The 14,840-nt window shown below is 60.9% G+C and carries 17 protein-coding genes; 15 read left to right on the top strand and 2 right to left on the bottom strand.

Going from position 1 to position 14,840, the window contains the following annotated elements:
• The first annotated feature begins 17 nt into the window (after window positions 1-17).
• The gene (locus CORTU0001_RS10510) at window positions 18-707 is read left to right on the top strand and encodes an alpha-ketoglutarate-dependent dioxygenase AlkB (RefSeq protein ID WP_005329805.1); all 690 of its coding nucleotides are present in this window, start codon (window positions 18-20) and stop codon (window positions 705-707) included.
• 38 nt (window positions 708-745) lie between these two features.
• A complete protein-coding gene (locus CORTU0001_RS10505) occupies window positions 746-1,291 on the top strand; it encodes an NADPH-dependent FMN reductase (RefSeq protein ID WP_005329792.1) in 546 nt (181 codons plus the stop codon).
• A 138-nt stretch (window positions 1,292-1,429) separates the two neighbouring features.
• Here CORTU0001_RS10505 and CORTU0001_RS10500 read toward each other — a convergent pair whose 3' ends face one another.
• Together CORTU0001_RS10500 and betT are read right to left on the bottom strand one after the other, a co-directional pair.
• The gene (locus CORTU0001_RS10500) at window positions 1,430-3,007 is read right to left on the bottom strand and encodes an aldehyde dehydrogenase family protein (RefSeq protein WP_005329791.1); all 1,578 of its coding nucleotides are present in this window, start codon (window positions 3,005-3,007) and stop codon (window positions 1,430-1,432) included.
• Window positions 3,008-3,052: 45 nt separating this feature from the next.
• Complete coding sequence (gene betT, locus CORTU0001_RS10495) at window positions 3,053-5,302, bottom strand: choline BCCT transporter BetT (protein WP_005329789.1); 2,250 nt, start codon at window positions 5,300-5,302, stop codon at window positions 3,053-3,055.
• A 333-nt stretch (window positions 5,303-5,635) separates the two neighbouring features.
• Between betT and betA the strand changes: the two genes are divergently transcribed.
• The 13 genes from betA to CORTU0001_RS10430 all read left to right on the top strand — a co-directional run bounded on the left by betA (window position 5,636) and on the right by CORTU0001_RS10430 (window position 14,809).
• A complete protein-coding gene (betA, locus tag CORTU0001_RS10490; RefSeq protein WP_005329785.1) occupies window positions 5,636-7,411 on the top strand; it encodes a choline dehydrogenase in 1,776 nt (591 codons plus the stop codon).
• 177 nt (window positions 7,412-7,588) lie between these two features.
• Complete coding sequence (locus tag CORTU0001_RS10485; protein ID WP_005329784.1) at window positions 7,589-7,717, top strand: hypothetical protein; 129 nt, start codon at window positions 7,589-7,591, stop codon at window positions 7,715-7,717.
• A 344-nt stretch (window positions 7,718-8,061) separates the two neighbouring features.
• Complete coding sequence (locus tag CORTU0001_RS11660; protein WP_034668769.1) at window positions 8,062-8,217, top strand: hypothetical protein; 156 nt, start codon at window positions 8,062-8,064, stop codon at window positions 8,215-8,217.
• An 82-nt stretch (window positions 8,218-8,299) separates the two neighbouring features.
• The gene (gene cmtR, locus CORTU0001_RS10475) at window positions 8,300-8,659 is read left to right on the top strand and encodes a Cd(II)/Pb(II)-sensing metalloregulatory transcriptional regulator CmtR (RefSeq protein WP_005329783.1); all 360 of its coding nucleotides are present in this window, start codon (window positions 8,300-8,302) and stop codon (window positions 8,657-8,659) included.
• Entirely contained in the window at window positions 8,656-10,548 is a 1,893-nt protein-coding gene (locus CORTU0001_RS10470) for a heavy metal translocating P-type ATPase (RefSeq protein WP_034668767.1), read from the top strand. Before cmtR ends, CORTU0001_RS10470 begins: the two co-directional genes overlap by 4 nt.
• 190 nt (window positions 10,549-10,738) lie before the next feature.
• On the top strand, window positions 10,739-11,413 hold the full coding sequence (locus tag CORTU0001_RS10465; protein ID WP_005329771.1) for a LysE family translocator: 675 nt from the start codon (window positions 10,739-10,741) through the stop codon (window positions 11,411-11,413).
• Between the two features lie 9 nt (window positions 11,414-11,422).
• Entirely contained in the window at window positions 11,423-11,752 is a 330-nt protein-coding gene (locus tag CORTU0001_RS10460; RefSeq protein ID WP_005329769.1) for a YbjQ family protein, read from the top strand.
• Window positions 11,745-12,680: a CE1 family esterase gene (locus CORTU0001_RS10455; protein WP_005323227.1), complete on the top strand. Its 936-nt coding sequence runs from the start codon at window positions 11,745-11,747 to the stop codon at window positions 12,678-12,680. Before CORTU0001_RS10460 ends, CORTU0001_RS10455 begins: the two co-directional genes overlap by 8 nt.
• A gap of 35 nt (window positions 12,681-12,715) precedes the next feature.
• Window positions 12,716-13,000 (top strand): RNA-binding S4 domain-containing protein, encoded by a 285-nt coding sequence (locus CORTU0001_RS10450; protein ID WP_005323225.1) that lies wholly within the window; start codon window positions 12,716-12,718, stop codon window positions 12,998-13,000.
• Window positions 13,001-13,828 carry a VOC family protein gene (locus CORTU0001_RS10445; protein ID WP_005329768.1) on the top strand — a complete coding sequence of 276 codons (828 nt, stop codon included), beginning with the start codon at window positions 13,001-13,003 and terminating at the stop codon, window positions 13,826-13,828.
• 5 nt (window positions 13,829-13,833) lie between these two features.
• Entirely contained in the window at window positions 13,834-14,139 is a 306-nt protein-coding gene (locus CORTU0001_RS10440; RefSeq protein WP_005329767.1) for an MGMT family protein, read from the top strand.
• Window positions 14,136-14,495, top strand: coding sequence for a DMT family transporter (locus CORTU0001_RS10435; protein WP_005329766.1), 360 nt, complete (start codon window positions 14,136-14,138; stop codon window positions 14,493-14,495). Before CORTU0001_RS10440 ends, CORTU0001_RS10435 begins: the two co-directional genes overlap by 4 nt.
• A complete protein-coding gene (locus tag CORTU0001_RS10430) occupies window positions 14,492-14,809 on the top strand; it encodes a DMT family transporter (RefSeq protein ID WP_005329765.1) in 318 nt (105 codons plus the stop codon). Before CORTU0001_RS10435 ends, CORTU0001_RS10430 begins: the two co-directional genes overlap by 4 nt.
• The last annotated feature ends 31 nt before the right edge of the window (window positions 14,810-14,840 follow it).

Genomic DNA, 14,840 nt, shown 5'->3' with positions numbered 1-14,840 from the left:
CCGTTTAGGCTGAGGTCATGCTTTTTGATTCGCTGCCGCGACCGAGTGTGCGTGTGGCTCCGGGGGTGGGGCATGTGCCGGAATGGGTGGGCGTCGAAAAGCAAAAGGCTTTGGTAGAAGAGATGCGCGGCATTGCGCGCGAGTATGCGGGTACGCCGATGGCGATGGTGCGGCCGCGGCTGAAATCCGGCGGGCAAATGAGCGTATTTCAGCTGCATCTGGGCAGGTATTGGCATTATCCCAGCTATCGGTATGTGGACAATATGGATGGCACGCGGGTTCCGCCGGTGCCGGAGAGCCTGCGGCAGATTGCTCCGGGAGCGCTGCGCGCCGCGGCTGAGGTAGCGCCCGAGCTAGAGCCGTGGGTGGAGAACTTCGTGCCGGAAATGGCGCTAGTTAATTACTATCCGCCGGGCTCGGCCATGGGCATGCACGTGGATGATTCGGAGGAGTCACCCGCCCCGGTGATTTCGCTATCTATTGGGGATGAGGCTCTTTTCCGCATGGGGCATACCGAGTCGCGCACGCGGCCGTGGGATGATATCACCCTGTGTAGTGGGGATTTGGTGGTCTTCGGTGGGCCAAAGCGCTTTGCCTACCACGGGGTGGTGCGCGTTAATGACGGCACGTTGCCGGAGGGGTGCGGGTTGAGTGAAGGACGTATCAACATCACTATCAGACAAGTATCTGCACGGGCGGTAAGCTAGGGATGTTACATAAAGCTTGAAGGAAAGAAGGTTCTCTTATGTCTCGCATCGGCATCATCATCGGCACTACCCGCGATAACTCGGCCGGCAAGGTAGTAGGTGAGTGGATTTATGATCTTGCCCAGGGGCGCCAGGATGGGGTGGAGTACACCCTGCTGGACCTCAAGGAGTTTGATGTTCCGCTGCTGACCACTGACGTCATTCCTGCCACCGCCAATAAGCAGTATGCGGATGAAAAGGTGCAGGCGTGGTCCGATGCAGTGGATGCCTGCGATGGTTTCGTATTTGTTACCCCGGAGTACAACCGCTCGGTGCCGGGTCCATTCAAGAATGCCTTCGACTGCTTGGCCGGGGAGTGGACCGCTAAGCCGGTTGCGTTCGCCGGTTACGGTCCGGCAGGCGCAATCCGCGGCGTGGAAGCATGGCGCACCATCGTGGTCAACTTCTCCATGCCGCAGCTGCGCAATCAGCTCGACTTCGGCTTCTTTACTGACTGGACCGACGGCGAATTCCGCCCCGTGGATGCCAAGGTGGAACGTACCAATTCCTTGCTGGCCGAACTGGAAGACTCCGTCACTGCATAATCAGTTCGCACAGCGGCCACGTTCTGGCCCCGCAATAGACGAACGAGACCGATAGCGTGGCCGCACGTTGGCCAGATACACTTCAGCCCCCGCGCTCTTTCCGAGCAGCGGGGACTGGCTTTTATGTGGCCGGCTTAGTTACTGCAGGCCGAACTGATCCCAAGCGGCAGGGGAGAGGTTCTGGTACACGTGCTTGTGCTCCTGGTACTCGGCCAAGCCGGTGGGGCCAAGCTCGCGGCCGTTGCCGGATTGCTTGAAGCCGCCCCACTCTGCCTGCGGCAGGTACGGGTGGAAGTCGTTGATCCAGATGGTGCCATGGCGCAGGGCGCGGGCAACGCGCTCGGCGCGGCCGGCGTCGGAAGTGTAGACGGCACCTGCCAGACCATATTCGGTGTCATTCGCGATGGCGATGGCCTCCTCCTCGTTGGTGAAGGTCTCGATGGTCACGGTCGGGCCGAAGGCCTCGTCGTGGACGCAGTCCATCTCGCGGGTAGCTCCGTCAATGATGGTTGGCAGGTAGTACACACCAGCGCCTAGGTCGGTGGCGCCGGTGCCATGCTGGCCATTGGTGTCCTCGCTGGTAGCGGCGCGGCCACCGGTGAGGATCTTGGCGCCCTGCTCGCGAGCCTTGTCCACGTAGGCGGCAACCTTCTCGCGGTGCTCGGCGGAGATGAGCGGGCCGGTCTCTGCCTTGTCATCGGTCGGGCCGCCGATCTTGATCTTATTGGCGCGCTCTACCAGGGCGTCGACGAACTTATCGTGCAGGGACTCTTCTACGACGATGCGGGAGCCGGCGGAGCAAACCTGGCCGGAGTGGAAGAAGGCGCCATTGAGGGCGTTGTCCACGGCGACGTCGAAATCGGCATCGGCGAAGATGACGTTCGGGTTCTTGCCGCCGAGCTCGAGCGCGGTGCGCTTGACGGTCTCAGCCGCATTCTTGGCGATGATCTTGCCGGTGACCAGGCCGCCGGTGAAGGAGACCATGTCCACGTCCGGGTGCTGGGAGAGCGGGTTGCCGCAGTTAGCGCCAGCACCGGTGATGAGGTTGCCTACGCCGTCCGGCAGGCCGCACTCCTTGAGGGCGGCCATGAGCAGCATCGCGGTGTGCGGGGTGAGCTCTGCCTGCTTAAGGACGAAGGTATTGCCGGCGGCTAGGGCCGGGCCGACCTTCCAGGAGACCTGCAGCAGCGGGTAGTTCCATGGGGTAATCAGGCCGCAGACGCCGACGGGCTCGGCATCGATGCGGGAACGCAGGTTGGGATCCTGTGGGTCGACTACGCGACCGGCCTGGTGCTGGGCCAGGGTGCCGAAGTACTCAAAAGCGTTGGCGATGTCATCCATATCGCCCAAGGATTCCTCGTAGCGCTTGCCGGTATCAGCGGACTCGGCCTGCGCGAAAAGCTCCTTGTGCTCGCGGATGAAATCGGCCACGCGGATAACCAGCTTGCCACGCTCGGCAGACGGGGTATTGGCCCACTCGCCGTTATCGAAGGTTTCACGGGCAACCTTGATGGCGCGTTCGGTGTCCTCGTCGGATGCTTCGGAGACTAAACCGACGGTGGAACCATCGGCCGGGCAGATAATGGTGCGGGTTTCGCCGCTCTGGGCGGCTTCCCACTTACCGTTGATGAACAGGGACTTCGGGGCGCCATCGGCATGCACGCCCTTCAGCAGCTCGGTCTGGGTGGGGTCGAACAAAGTGTTCTGGGTGCTCAAGTGAAAAGCAACCTTTCTCTCATAGAGGTAGTTGTAGTGGCCAGCTTAGCTATCTTCGCGCCAGGTGCGCTCGGGCTCGGCGCCATCGGAGACATCGGAGTCGCCCGGCTGGGTCTGCTGCATGTAGAGGAAGGCCAAGTGGCGCTCGTAGAGATCCAGCACATTGTTAATGATCTGGTTCTCGGAATAGCCGTAGACGTCATAGCCCAGCGAACCAGTCATGTCATAGACCTCAAGGCGGTAGTACTCGTCGCCCTCGCCCGCGCTGAAATCGGGGCGTTCGGCCGCGACCGGGAAGAGCTGGTAGCGGAACATGCGCTCATTGTGCAGCTTTACTTCTAGGTCGAGCTGGGGCAATTCGACGTCGGGAAGCTCGCTGGTGAGCAAGAGGGCATCGTAGCCGCGGCTGCGCATGTGCGTTGCTACCTGCTCCAAAGCGTAGGTGGCGGTATCGCGCAGGTAAGTATCCATCTCCTTCTTGGAAGGGAAGGTATTGGCGCGGTCGAGGCGGTTCTTCCACAGGTTGGAATCCGAAGGCTCGCGCTCGGTGCGGGAGGAAATCACGCCGTGCATAGCGGTGGTGCGGGCCTCGCGCTGCACGTTTTCTAGGCGCAGGGACTTCCACAGGGAGAACATGATGAGGTAGACCACGAAGGCAAAGGGCAGGCCCATCACGACGGTCGCGGACTGCACGGTGGCGATGCCATCGATCTGTAGCAATGCTAGGGTCAGCGCACCTACGGTTACGGACCAGAAGATGCGCAGCCAGCGTGCGCCATCCTGGCGGTTATCGGTGATGCGAGAGGTGAAGTTGGACATCACCAGCGCGCCGGAGTCGGCCGAGGTGATATAGAGCAGTAGGCCAATAAAGGTGGTCAGGAAGATGACGATGCCAGAGCCTGGGAACTCGTGCAGCATGTCGTAGAAGCCTTGTTCTGGCACGTTAATAGCGTTCTCGGCGAATTCGGGGTAGTCACCGGAGCGGACCATGTCCAAGGCAGTGTTACCAAAGAAGGACATCCACATCAGGATGAACAGGAACGGGAAGGTGAGGGTGCCGAAGATGAACTGGCGCAGGGTGCGGCCGCGGGAGATGCGGGCCAAGAAGAGGCCAACGAAGGTCGCCCAAGCAATCCACCATGCCCAGAAGAAGAGGGTCCAGGACTGCATCCAGGTATCGGCTGCCGCCTGGTCCTCGGCGAAGGCAAAGGTTTCCATGGTCCAAGACGGGAACTTCGAGACATAGTCGCCGATATTGGTCACGATGGCATCGAAGAGGTAGGCGGTCTTGCCAAAGACCACGACGTAGACCATCAGCGCGATGGCCAGGTAGACGTTGAGCTCGGAGAGGAAGCGGATGCCCTTATCCACGCCGGATACGGCCGAGAGGGTCGCAATAGTAATGGCGATGATGATGAGCGCGGCCTGCAGACCGAAGCCCTGCTCAAAGCCGAAGATGAGGTGAATGCCGTAGGACAGCTGCACCACGCCGATACCCAGGGAGGCGGTAACACCGAAGACGGTGCCCAGCATGGCGGCGATGTCGACAGCGGAGCCAATAGGGCCGTGCACGCGCTTGCCGATGAGCGGGTAGAGCGCGGAGCGAATAGCCAGCGGCATATTCAGGCGGTAGGCAAAGTAGCCGAAAGCCATGCCCATGAGGGCGTAGAGGGCCCAGCCGGTCAGGCCATAGTGGAACATGGCGTAGACCACGGCTTCCTTGGCGGCCTGCATGGTCTCGCCCTCGCCCACGGGCGGCGCCATGTACATGGTGACCGGCTCGGCGACGGCGAAGAACATAAGGTCCACGCCGATGCCGGCGGCAAAGAGCATGGATACCCAGGAGAAAGTATTGAATTTAGGCCGCGAGTGGTCCGGGCCTAAGCGAATATTGCCGGCATTGGAGATGGCAATATAAAGGACGAAAACCACGGCGATGGTGGCGGTGAGAACATAGAACCAGCCGAGGTTGGTACCAATCCAGCCGGTGACATTGGCCAGGGTCTCCGCCGCTGATTCACGGCCAAAGCCGGCGTAGAGCACCATGGCGATGATTAACACGCCAGAGATAATAAATACCGGCCAGTTGGTCTTGGGTGCGGGGACCTCGCCCGCGCCTACATCATCGCCGGTTTCTGCCTTGTAGCTGCCGACGAGGGCGCGGACTTGGTAGCGCGGGCTGCGCTTTTTGGTATCCCCAGAGGGGGTTGCGAGAGAGGTGTCTTTACCCCCGTGTTGGGGGGATGTGCTCGAAGTGTGGGGCTCCTCAGGGTCGTGAGGATCGAAGTTTGCCATCTACTTCTCCTAGTGTTGGTTGGTTTGGGCCGAATCTTTCGCACGAGTGCCCCAAAAGTCTCACAAGATCGCAGGGAGAGATAGGTGAGTGAAATGAATCATATGTGGGTGATTTATGCGAAAAGACTTCGGATTTCATCTGCAGAGACGTCCATCCGAACAAGGCAAATATACCTTATTCTGGGCAAACTTCTAGGGGGATGTGTACTCTGGAGATAGTGCCCACACATAAGGCGATGTGGATATTTACAGACTTTTGTATAAATTACAAAATATTCACTTTCGGTGGGGCCATCTTGACGTGTGAGATATTTCACAGAAAGAAGGGGATTTATGGGTTTTATGGACAAGCTGACCAAGAAGCGTTCCGCTAAGAAGGTCACCGATGAAGTAAGCGACGTAGTCGTCGTTGGCGGTGGCTCCGCAGGCTCCGTCATCGCCGCACGCCTGACCGAAGACAAGGACACCCGCGTGCTGGTCCTCGAGGCCGGCCGCCCAGATTCCCTGTGGGATCTGTTCATCCACATGCCATCCGGTTTCTCTTTCCCAATTGGTGCAAAGAACTATGACTGGATGTACGAGTCCGATCCGGAGCCGGAGATGAACGGCCGCCGCGTCTACCATGCCCGCGGCAAGGTTCTCGGCGGATCTTCTTCCATCAACGGCATGATCTTCCAGCGCGGTAACCCGATGGACTATGAGAAGTGGGGCCAGAACCCAGGCATGGAGAACTGGGATTTCGCCCACTGCCTGCCGTACTTCAACCGCATGGAAACCGCCGCTGCGGCCGAGCCGAACGATCCGCGCCGTGGCCACGATGGCCCGCTGTACCTCTCCCGCGGTCCGGCTACCTCCGAGCTTTTCCAGGCCCTGTTCAAGTCCGTGCAGGAGGCCGGTTTTAACCTGACCAATGACGTCAATGGTTACCGCCAGGAGGGCTTCGCTCCGTTCGACCGCAATATTAAGAACGGCAAGCGTTGGTCCGCTGCCCGCGCTTACCTGTACCCCAATATGGATCGCGAGAACCTCGAGATCCGCACCCGCGCTTTCACCACCAAGATCCTCTTCGAGGGCCAGAAGGCCGTCGGCGTCGAGTACGAGTGGCAGGGTGGCGTGCACCGCGTCTACGCCGAGAAGATCGTGCTGTCCGCCGGTGCCATTAACACCCCGCAGCTGCTGGAGATCTCCGGCATTGGTGACCGTGAGATTCTGGAGAAGCACGGGATTGACGTCATCAAGCACCTGCCGGGTGTGGGCGAGAACCTGCAGGACCACCTCGAGGTCTACATCCAGTATGAGACCACCAAGTCCACCGCCTCCTCCCAGCCTTACCTGGATAAGTGGCGCTGGCCGTTCATGGGTCTGCAGTGGCTGCTGACCCACAAGGGCCCGGTTGCTACCTCCCACTTCGAGGGCGGCGGCTTCGTGCGCTCTAATGAGAATGAGGCATACCCGAACCTCATGTTCCACTTCCTGCCGATGGCTGTGCGTTACGACGGCCAGAAGGCGGACGTCAAGCACGGCTTCCAGTGGCACGTGGGCCCGATGTTCTCCGATACCAAGGGCCACGTTCACATCAAGAGCGCCGATATCCACGACAAGCCGTCCATCCTCTTCAACTACCTGAAGACCGACCAGGACCGCCGCGAGTGGGTTGAGGCCGTACGCGTTGCCCGCTCCTTGCTGGATACCAAGGCAATGGAAGAAGTTGGCGCCCGCGAGTTTAGCCCGGGCGTGGATGTACAGACCGACGAGGAAATCTTGGAGTGGGTCCGCAACGACGGCGAGACCGCGCTGCACCCATCCTGCACCGCCAAGATGGGCGCGGAGTCCGATCCTATGGCCGTGGTTAACCCAGACACCATGGGCGTGTGGGGCGTCGAAGGCCTCTACATTGCGGATGCCTCCGTCTTCCCGTCTGTGACCAACGGCAATATCTACGCCCCAACCATGATGGTGGGCGAGAAGGCTGCCGACCTCATCGCCGGCCGCACCCCGCTCGAGCCGAACCACGCCGAGTGGTACAAGGCTAAGCAGGATATGCCGCTCTATGCTGAGGGCGAAGCAGTCCGCGATCACAAGCACTCCATCCAGGGCGCTGACCACTAAGCAGCCTCCCGCCGGATTGCTTTAGCGCCGCGTTCCCCATCCTTGGGGGCGCGGCGCTTTTGCTTGCCGACGTCCCCTTTCCCCGTGCACCTCTCCGCTGGGCCAGAACCATGGTTTAATCGGCGGGCAAGGAAGCGGCCCCGCTGGATTGAAATGACAGAGTAAAGGAGGACATTGATGCTCAGTATTATCGCTTTAGTCATTAGTATCGTTTTCGCCGTATCCGTTCTGAGAAAGCTCGATGACATCGATGCGCACTTAAAGGAGCTGCTCGCCTCGCGCGAAGATGACCAAACACCGTGTTAAGCGTGTGGGTGGCTAAGGAGACGGTGAACAAATTTCGAATTAACCAACTGCAAAAGGCCCATACCGACCGTGAAATGGAATTTTCCTGCGATGTAGCGTGAAGGGCTATGGCTTCGTAGACCAAAGTGGTTTCCAAGCAGTAGTTCCAGTACTTCGTACGCGGGGTAGCCAACACCGCCGACTTCAAGGAAGTATCATTCCCGGATACCAGCGAAAAGAGATAGTCATTTGGCTATTAGAAAGCTTCGCTACGTGTGGTTCGACCCGTACGCAATGTCCGTGAGTGTCTAGCCCTTGATGGAGAACCTGGTGTCAGTGTCGCTAGCCGTACCTACGCCGCCGTCATGTCCGCCGACACCCTGTTCATCACCCTCCCCACAGGGGTGGGTGTGGACATCCACGTGAAGATTCTGGAGAAATTCGCCGCCCATGTCGCGCCCCCCGCGTTGGGTTGGCAGCCGAACCGCGAAGGACCAGTCATCGGCTATCCCCTCGACTAATTCTTGCAGGTCGCAGGACTTTCGCGTGACTGTTAGTTCAGCCCATTTTAAATAGTTCACCGCACACTGTATAGTTCAGCACATGCTGACTATTGCTTCGCGCCTCGACGTCATGAACCGGCTCGGCCGGGCCATGGCTGATCCGACGCGCTCCCGAATCCTGCTAACCCTACTAGACGGTCCGAGCTACCCGGCTGTGCTCTCGCAAAGCTTGGATCTGACGCGCTCGAACGTTTCGAACCACCTGTCTTGCCTGCGCGATTGTGGCATTGTCGTCGCTGAGCCGGAGGGCCGTAAGACCCGCTACGAAATCGCCGATCCGCACCTCGCGGCAGCGCTCGAAGCGCTAGTCAACGCGACACTGGCCGTCGACGAGAACGCCCCCTGCATCGACACTGAGTGCTCGGTGCCCGGCTGCGGCGAGAAAGGAGCGGACGTATGAGTTCAGCATGTGGATGCGAACACGAACCCGCCACGGAGATCGACGAGCTCGATCGGCCATGGTGGAAGGACCCTGAGCTACTGCTGCCGATCTTCTCCGGCGTAGCCCTCATAACAGGACTGGCGCTGGACTGGTCCGACTTGGAGACGCCCGCGACGGTACTGTATTGGGTTGGGCTGCTGTTGGGCGCTTACACGTTCGCGCCTGGAGCGATCCGGAACCTTGTCACGAAGCGCAAGCTCGGCATTGGCTTGCTAATGACGATCAGCGCGGTCGGTGCGGTGATCCTCGGATTCGTCGGAGAGGCCGCGGCGCTAGCGTTCCTGTACTCGATCGCCGAGGCACTGGAAGACAAGGCGATGGACCGGGCCCAAGGCGGACTGCGGGCGCTGTTGAAGCTGGTACCGCAGACCGCGACGGTGCTGCGCGACGGCACAGCGGCCGAGGTCGAAGCGAAGGACCTCGAGGTTGGCGAGCTAATGCTCGTGCGCCCCGGGGAGCGGATCGCCACGGACGGCATCATTCGATCCGGGCGCTCCAGCCTTGACACCTCAGCGATCACCGGAGAATCCATTCCGGAGGAGGTTGCGCCCGGCGACGAAGTGCCTGCGGGAGCGATCAACTCCGCCGGGGTGCTGGAGGTCGAGACGACCGCAGCTGGAACGGACAACTCGCTGACCACACTCGTGGACCTAGTCGAGCAAGCGCAGGCGGAAAAGGGCGACCGCGCCCGGATCGCCGACCGGATTGCCCAACCCCTAGTGCCCGGGGTGATGATCCTGGCGGTGCTGGTCGGCGTTATCGGCTCGCTGCTGGGCGACCCTGAGACGTGGATCACCCGTGCGCTGGTAGTCCTGGTCGCAGCGTCGCCGTGCGCGCTGGCAATCTCCGTGCCGCTGACGGTCGTGGCCGCGATCGGCGCGGCCAGCCAGTTCGGAGTGGTCATCAAGTCCGGCGCGGCGTTCGAGCGACTCGGCGGCATCCGTCACCTGGCAGTGGACAAAACCGGAACCCTTACCCGCAACCAGCCTGAGGTTACCGGAGTGGTCCCGGCAGACGGATTCGATCGGGCCCAGGTGCTTTCCTTCGCGGCGGCAGTTGAGCAGCAATCGACACACCCCCTCGCCGCGGCGATCGCGGCAGCGGGGCCCGAAGCGCCCACCGCCTCGGACATCAGCGAGGAAGCTGGGCATGGCATCGGCGGCACCGTCGAAGGCCGACGGGTGCTGGTGGGCAGCCCCCGATGGATCGACGCCGGGCCACTGAAAGCGCACGTTGAGCGCATGGAGTCCGAGGGCCAGACCTGCGTCCTAGTCACCGTCGATGACGCTCTCGCCGGGGCGATCGGGGTCCGCGACGAGTTGCGGCCCGAGGTGCCCGAAGCCGTGCAGGCCCTGCACGCCAACGACGTGGAAGTAAGCATGCTCACCGGCGACAACACTCGCACCGCCCGGGCGCTGGCTGGAATCGCCGGAATCGACGACGTGCGCGCCGAGCTGCGCCCTGAGGACAAGGCAAGCATCGTCGCCGAATTCTCCTCCAAGACGCCGACGGCGATGATCGGCGACGGCATCAACGACGCGCCGGCACTGGCGGGCGCGACGGTGGGCATAGCGATGGGAGCGACCGGCTCTGACGCCGCGATCGAGTCCGCTGACGTCGCCTTCACCGGCCACGACCTCCGGCTAATCCCGAAGGCGCTGCAGCACGCCCGCCGAGGAAGCAGGATCATCAACCAGAACATCGTGCTGTCTCTGGCCATCATCATCGTGTTGATGCCACTGGCGATCAGCGGCGTGCTAGGCCTGGCCGCCGTCGTGTTGGTTCACGAGGTCGCCGAAGTGATCGTGATCTTGAACGGCCTGCGGGCTGCGCAAGCGAAGCGCTGAGGCTGCGACCGGCAAGTCTCATAAGGGTTAAACCACACGCCGAGCGGACACACCTTGGGCCAGGCACGTCATTCTAAAAGATAGATTGAGAAGCTACCTAAATCACAGAACTTACCTGTTTCGCTGCAGGTGAGAGACTTCTTATAGTGGCATGTGTTAATCCAATCGCATGCGAGTATGGAGGTGTTAGGTGGCTATTAGCGCCCTGGTGACCTTAATGGGCGTGTGGTTCGCGGCGATTGCCTCGCCGGGCCCAGACGTAGTGCAAATCATTCGCTTAGGTGCGCGTTCTACGCGCGCAGCCGTATGGGCGGCGCTTGGTAGTACCACCGGCCTTACCATTTGGACCGTGGCCTCCTTGGCGGGTCTATCCGCGCTGATTTCTGCGCATCCGGGGATCCTCGTGGCGCTGCAGGTTCTCGGTGGTTGTTACCTGCTGTGGATGGCCTATACCGCCATTACCGGCGGCATCAAGGAGCGCCGCGCGCCCGCAACCGTAGTGGGCACCGAAACCCGCGCCCCACAGCCGCGCGGGTTTACGCCGGACGGCATTATCAAGGCGGCCACCGCCTATCGCATGGGTTTTATCTGCGATCTCTCGAACCCCAAGGTGGTCATTTTCTTCGGCGCCATCTTTGCCAATTTCATCGATCCTGGCATGGGCATCGGCGCCAATCTCATGGTGGGTGCCGTCCTGATCCTGGAAAGCCTCGTGCTCTTTGTAGGCGTGGCTTTAAGCACCCGCGCGGTCTCGAAGTGGATGGCTAAGAACTCCGCCTGGGTGGATATTGTCAGCGGTGCGGTCTTCCTTCTGCTGGGTGTCATCATCCTTTTTGAGGGAGTGCGTGGACTTATAGCCATGTAATCTGGGGCCATGATTTTTACCACTACCAGTACCGTCGACGGCTATGAGGTTACGGACTATATCCGCATTATCGCCGGGGAAACCGTCATCGGTATTAATATGCTCAAAGATTTTGGCGCATCCATCCGCAATATCACCGGTGGGCGCTCCGCCGGGTACGAAAGCGAGGCCATTAAGGCACGCGAGGCGGCACTCGATGAGCTGTGGCGCCGCGGGCAGGAGCTCGGGGCCGATGGCGTGGTGGGCATCGCCTTTGATTATTCGCCCATGGGCACCTCGAATGACATGTTGATGGTCACGGCCACCGGCACGGCGGTGAAGCTGCGCGCCCGTGATTAAGGTAGGCAAGAAAGCACTGGCTCTATGCGCTGGGTTATGCGCGGCCGCCGGGCTCATGGCAGGGTGCGAGGAAGAACTGCCGCAGCCGGGCAGCGTGCCGAATGAATCGCAAGGCGCGGCCGATGGCTATATCACCACGCTGCCGGATCAAGGCACAACGGCCAATGGTCAGTACCAGATCATTAACCTGCAAAATCATCGCAGTTTTGTGGTGCACGTGCCGTTTAATGCGGATAAGCGCCACCGATTGCCCGTGGTCGTGGCGATGCACGGCTATGAGATGGATGCCGGCAATATGTTCAAAGGCACCGATCTCTCCCAGGGCGATGCCATCACGGTGTTCGTCCAAGGCGCGGGCAAGGCGTGGGCACCGGCACCCTATGCGGTAACCAGCTTGGAAGATGACCTCAAGTACGTGGATGACACGATTGATTTCGTCCGGCGCCATTATCCCGCCACGGACACCACCTATGGCGTGGGCTTTTCCAATGGCGGCGGATTCGCCCGCGCGGTGACCTGCAAGCGGCCGGGCCTATTCGATGCGGTGGCCACGGTTTCGGCGGCAAAATATGACCGCGTGGAAAAAGACTGTGCCAGCGAGCCCACCGATTACCTGGATATCCACGGCACTAAGGACGCGCTCATGAAATATGGCGGTGGGCGCCAACACGGAGCGCACTACCACTCGGTCAAACAATCGCTGCGCGGGATTGCGAAAGAGAATGGGTGCAATCCGTTTCCAAAGAGGCGTCGGAAAGAAGCGGTGGAGCACTTTACCTGGCGGGTATGTGATGCGCGCACCGAGCAGTACACCATCCACGGCGGCACGCACACGTGGAACGGCGGAGCCACGGACCATTCCGGTTTGGTGAAAGCGGAGTGGACCACCGATACGGTGCTGGATTTCTTCCATATCGCCCACCCGTAGCGATAGCCGCGTGCGGGCTGGGTAAGCTGGGCGGCATGCTAGACATTCCTATCAACGGCGACTCCATCAAATTGGGCCAGTTCATCAAGCTGGCCAGCTTGGTGGCTACCGGCGGCGAGGCCAAAGAGCTCATCGCAGAAGGCGTAGTTACGGTCAATGGCGAGCCCGAGACGCGCCGGGGCGCCATGCTCCACCCAGGCGATGAGGTGTGCATCGAGGACGCCTGCGCGCGCGTGGGCGAGCCGGACGATGACGATGATTACTTTGATGAAGCCACGGCCGACGATGACTTTGATCCAGAAAAGTGGAGGAATATGTAGATGCCAGCATTCGAAGCTGAAGTGGGCATGCCCTACTGGATTGACCTGACCACCTCGGATCCGCGCAAGTCCGCACACTTTTACGAGCAGGTACTGGGCTGGGAGGTTTCCGCCGAGTCCGCAGAGGAAAAGCCCTATCAGATGGCGCGCCTGCAGGGCCTGCCCATCGCCGGGCTTATTCCGCAGCCGGAAGAGGCACCCATGCCGGATACCTGGGTGACCTACTTCTTATCCAAGGACATCGCGGGTGATTGCCAGCGCGCGCAGAACCTGGGCGGGCGCATCCTCGTGGAGCCGCAGCAGGTGCAGCTGGGGCACATGGCCCTGCTTGTCGACGCCGCCGGGGGCATGTTCGGCCTCATCCAACCTGCCGGCCCAGAGCACTTCGTGGCCGCCGGCGAGCCCGGCACCCCGGTCTGGCACGAGCTCACCGCTACCTCGGGCTTCCAGAGCGCGATGGATTTTTATGGCGAGCTATTCAACTGGGAGATCCGCGCCATGCAGTCCGAGGATGAGAACTTCATCTATGCCACCGCGGAAGAAGACGGTGCACCGTTTGCCGGCCTGTGGAACGCCGAGGGGCAGTTCCCGCCGCAGGTCCCGAGCTTCTGGCAGACCTATTTGGGTGTGCGCGATATCGACGCCGCTGCGAAGAAGGCCGTGGAATTAGGCGGCGAGGTCATCCGCGAACCATGGGATTCGCCCTTTGGCCGCATGTGCCTTTTAGCCGATTCCACCGGTGCAACCATCACCCTCGCCGAGGTCGAAGACGCCCCCGAAGAAGAGCCCACCGAGTCGGATGACGTGCTGGGACTCGACCCGCAATAATTGCGATGAGTGAGTCGCCACTGGTCAAACGCGTATTGGCGGTCGTTGCTGTAGTCCCACCCGGCAACGTCACCTCCTATGGCGAGGTGGCCAAGGTAGCCGGCTGCGGCGCGCGCAATGTCGGTACCGTACTAAAACGCCACGGTGCCGGCGCTGCATGGTGGCGCGTTGTCCGCGCCGATGGCGCCTCCCACGATCCCGCCCGCGCCGCGGAGTTCTGGGATCGCGAGGCCATCGCGCACGCCAACGGCCGCGTTAAAATGCACGAGCACGGAATCGACGCCCGCGAATTACAGGAGTTGATGGAGTGAGGGCCTGGGTCATTCTCTTTCTTGCGATTGCCGCCGAAGTCGTGGGCACCGTCGCGCTGAAATACGCAGTGGATCATTTTTGGATCTATGGCGTGGCCGCTTTTTGCTTCATCCTCGCCTTCGCGCTGCTGCACCGCGTGATGCAGGAAGGCGTCAACGTGGGCGTGGCCTATGGTCTCTGGGCATCCGGCGGGGTCATTTCCACCGCGTTGCTGTCCGCCGCGCTATTTGGCGAGCCGCTCGGCGCGGTAAAGCTCGCCGGCATCGCGCTCATCATGGCCGGCGTATTCTGCGTGGAAATGGGTGCGAAACCAGACGAGGATCAAGACCACACGGTGGAGGTGGCGCCGCAATGATCTGGTTTTTGCTTTTCCTCGCCACCGCCATCGAGGTTTCCGGCACGCTGTGCCTGCGCATGTCCGCGGTAACCGGTCGCCGATTCTGGGTGGTGCTCGTTGCCCTGTGTTATGTCTCTGCCTATGGATTCTTGGCGCTCGTGCTCAAAGCCGGCATGGATCTTGGCGTGGCCTACGGCATCTGGGCTGCCACTGGCGTTGCGCTTACCGCCATTGCCTCCTATCTCCTGTTCAAGGAGCCGTTTACTTGGTTAAAATCTTTGGGCGTGGTGCTCATTGTCGGGGGAGTGCTGCTCGTAGAAGCCGGGGCGTAGCACTGACAAAACAAGCACGTTTCGTCTCTCA

It is taken from the genome of Corynebacterium tuberculostearicum SK141, from assembly GCF_000175635.1.
GTDB classification, from domain to species: Bacteria; Actinomycetota; Actinomycetes; order Mycobacteriales; family Mycobacteriaceae; genus Corynebacterium; species Corynebacterium tuberculostearicum_C.
Note: the sequence above shows the minus strand (reverse complement) of the source record. Positions and strands in the feature narration are given on the sequence as shown.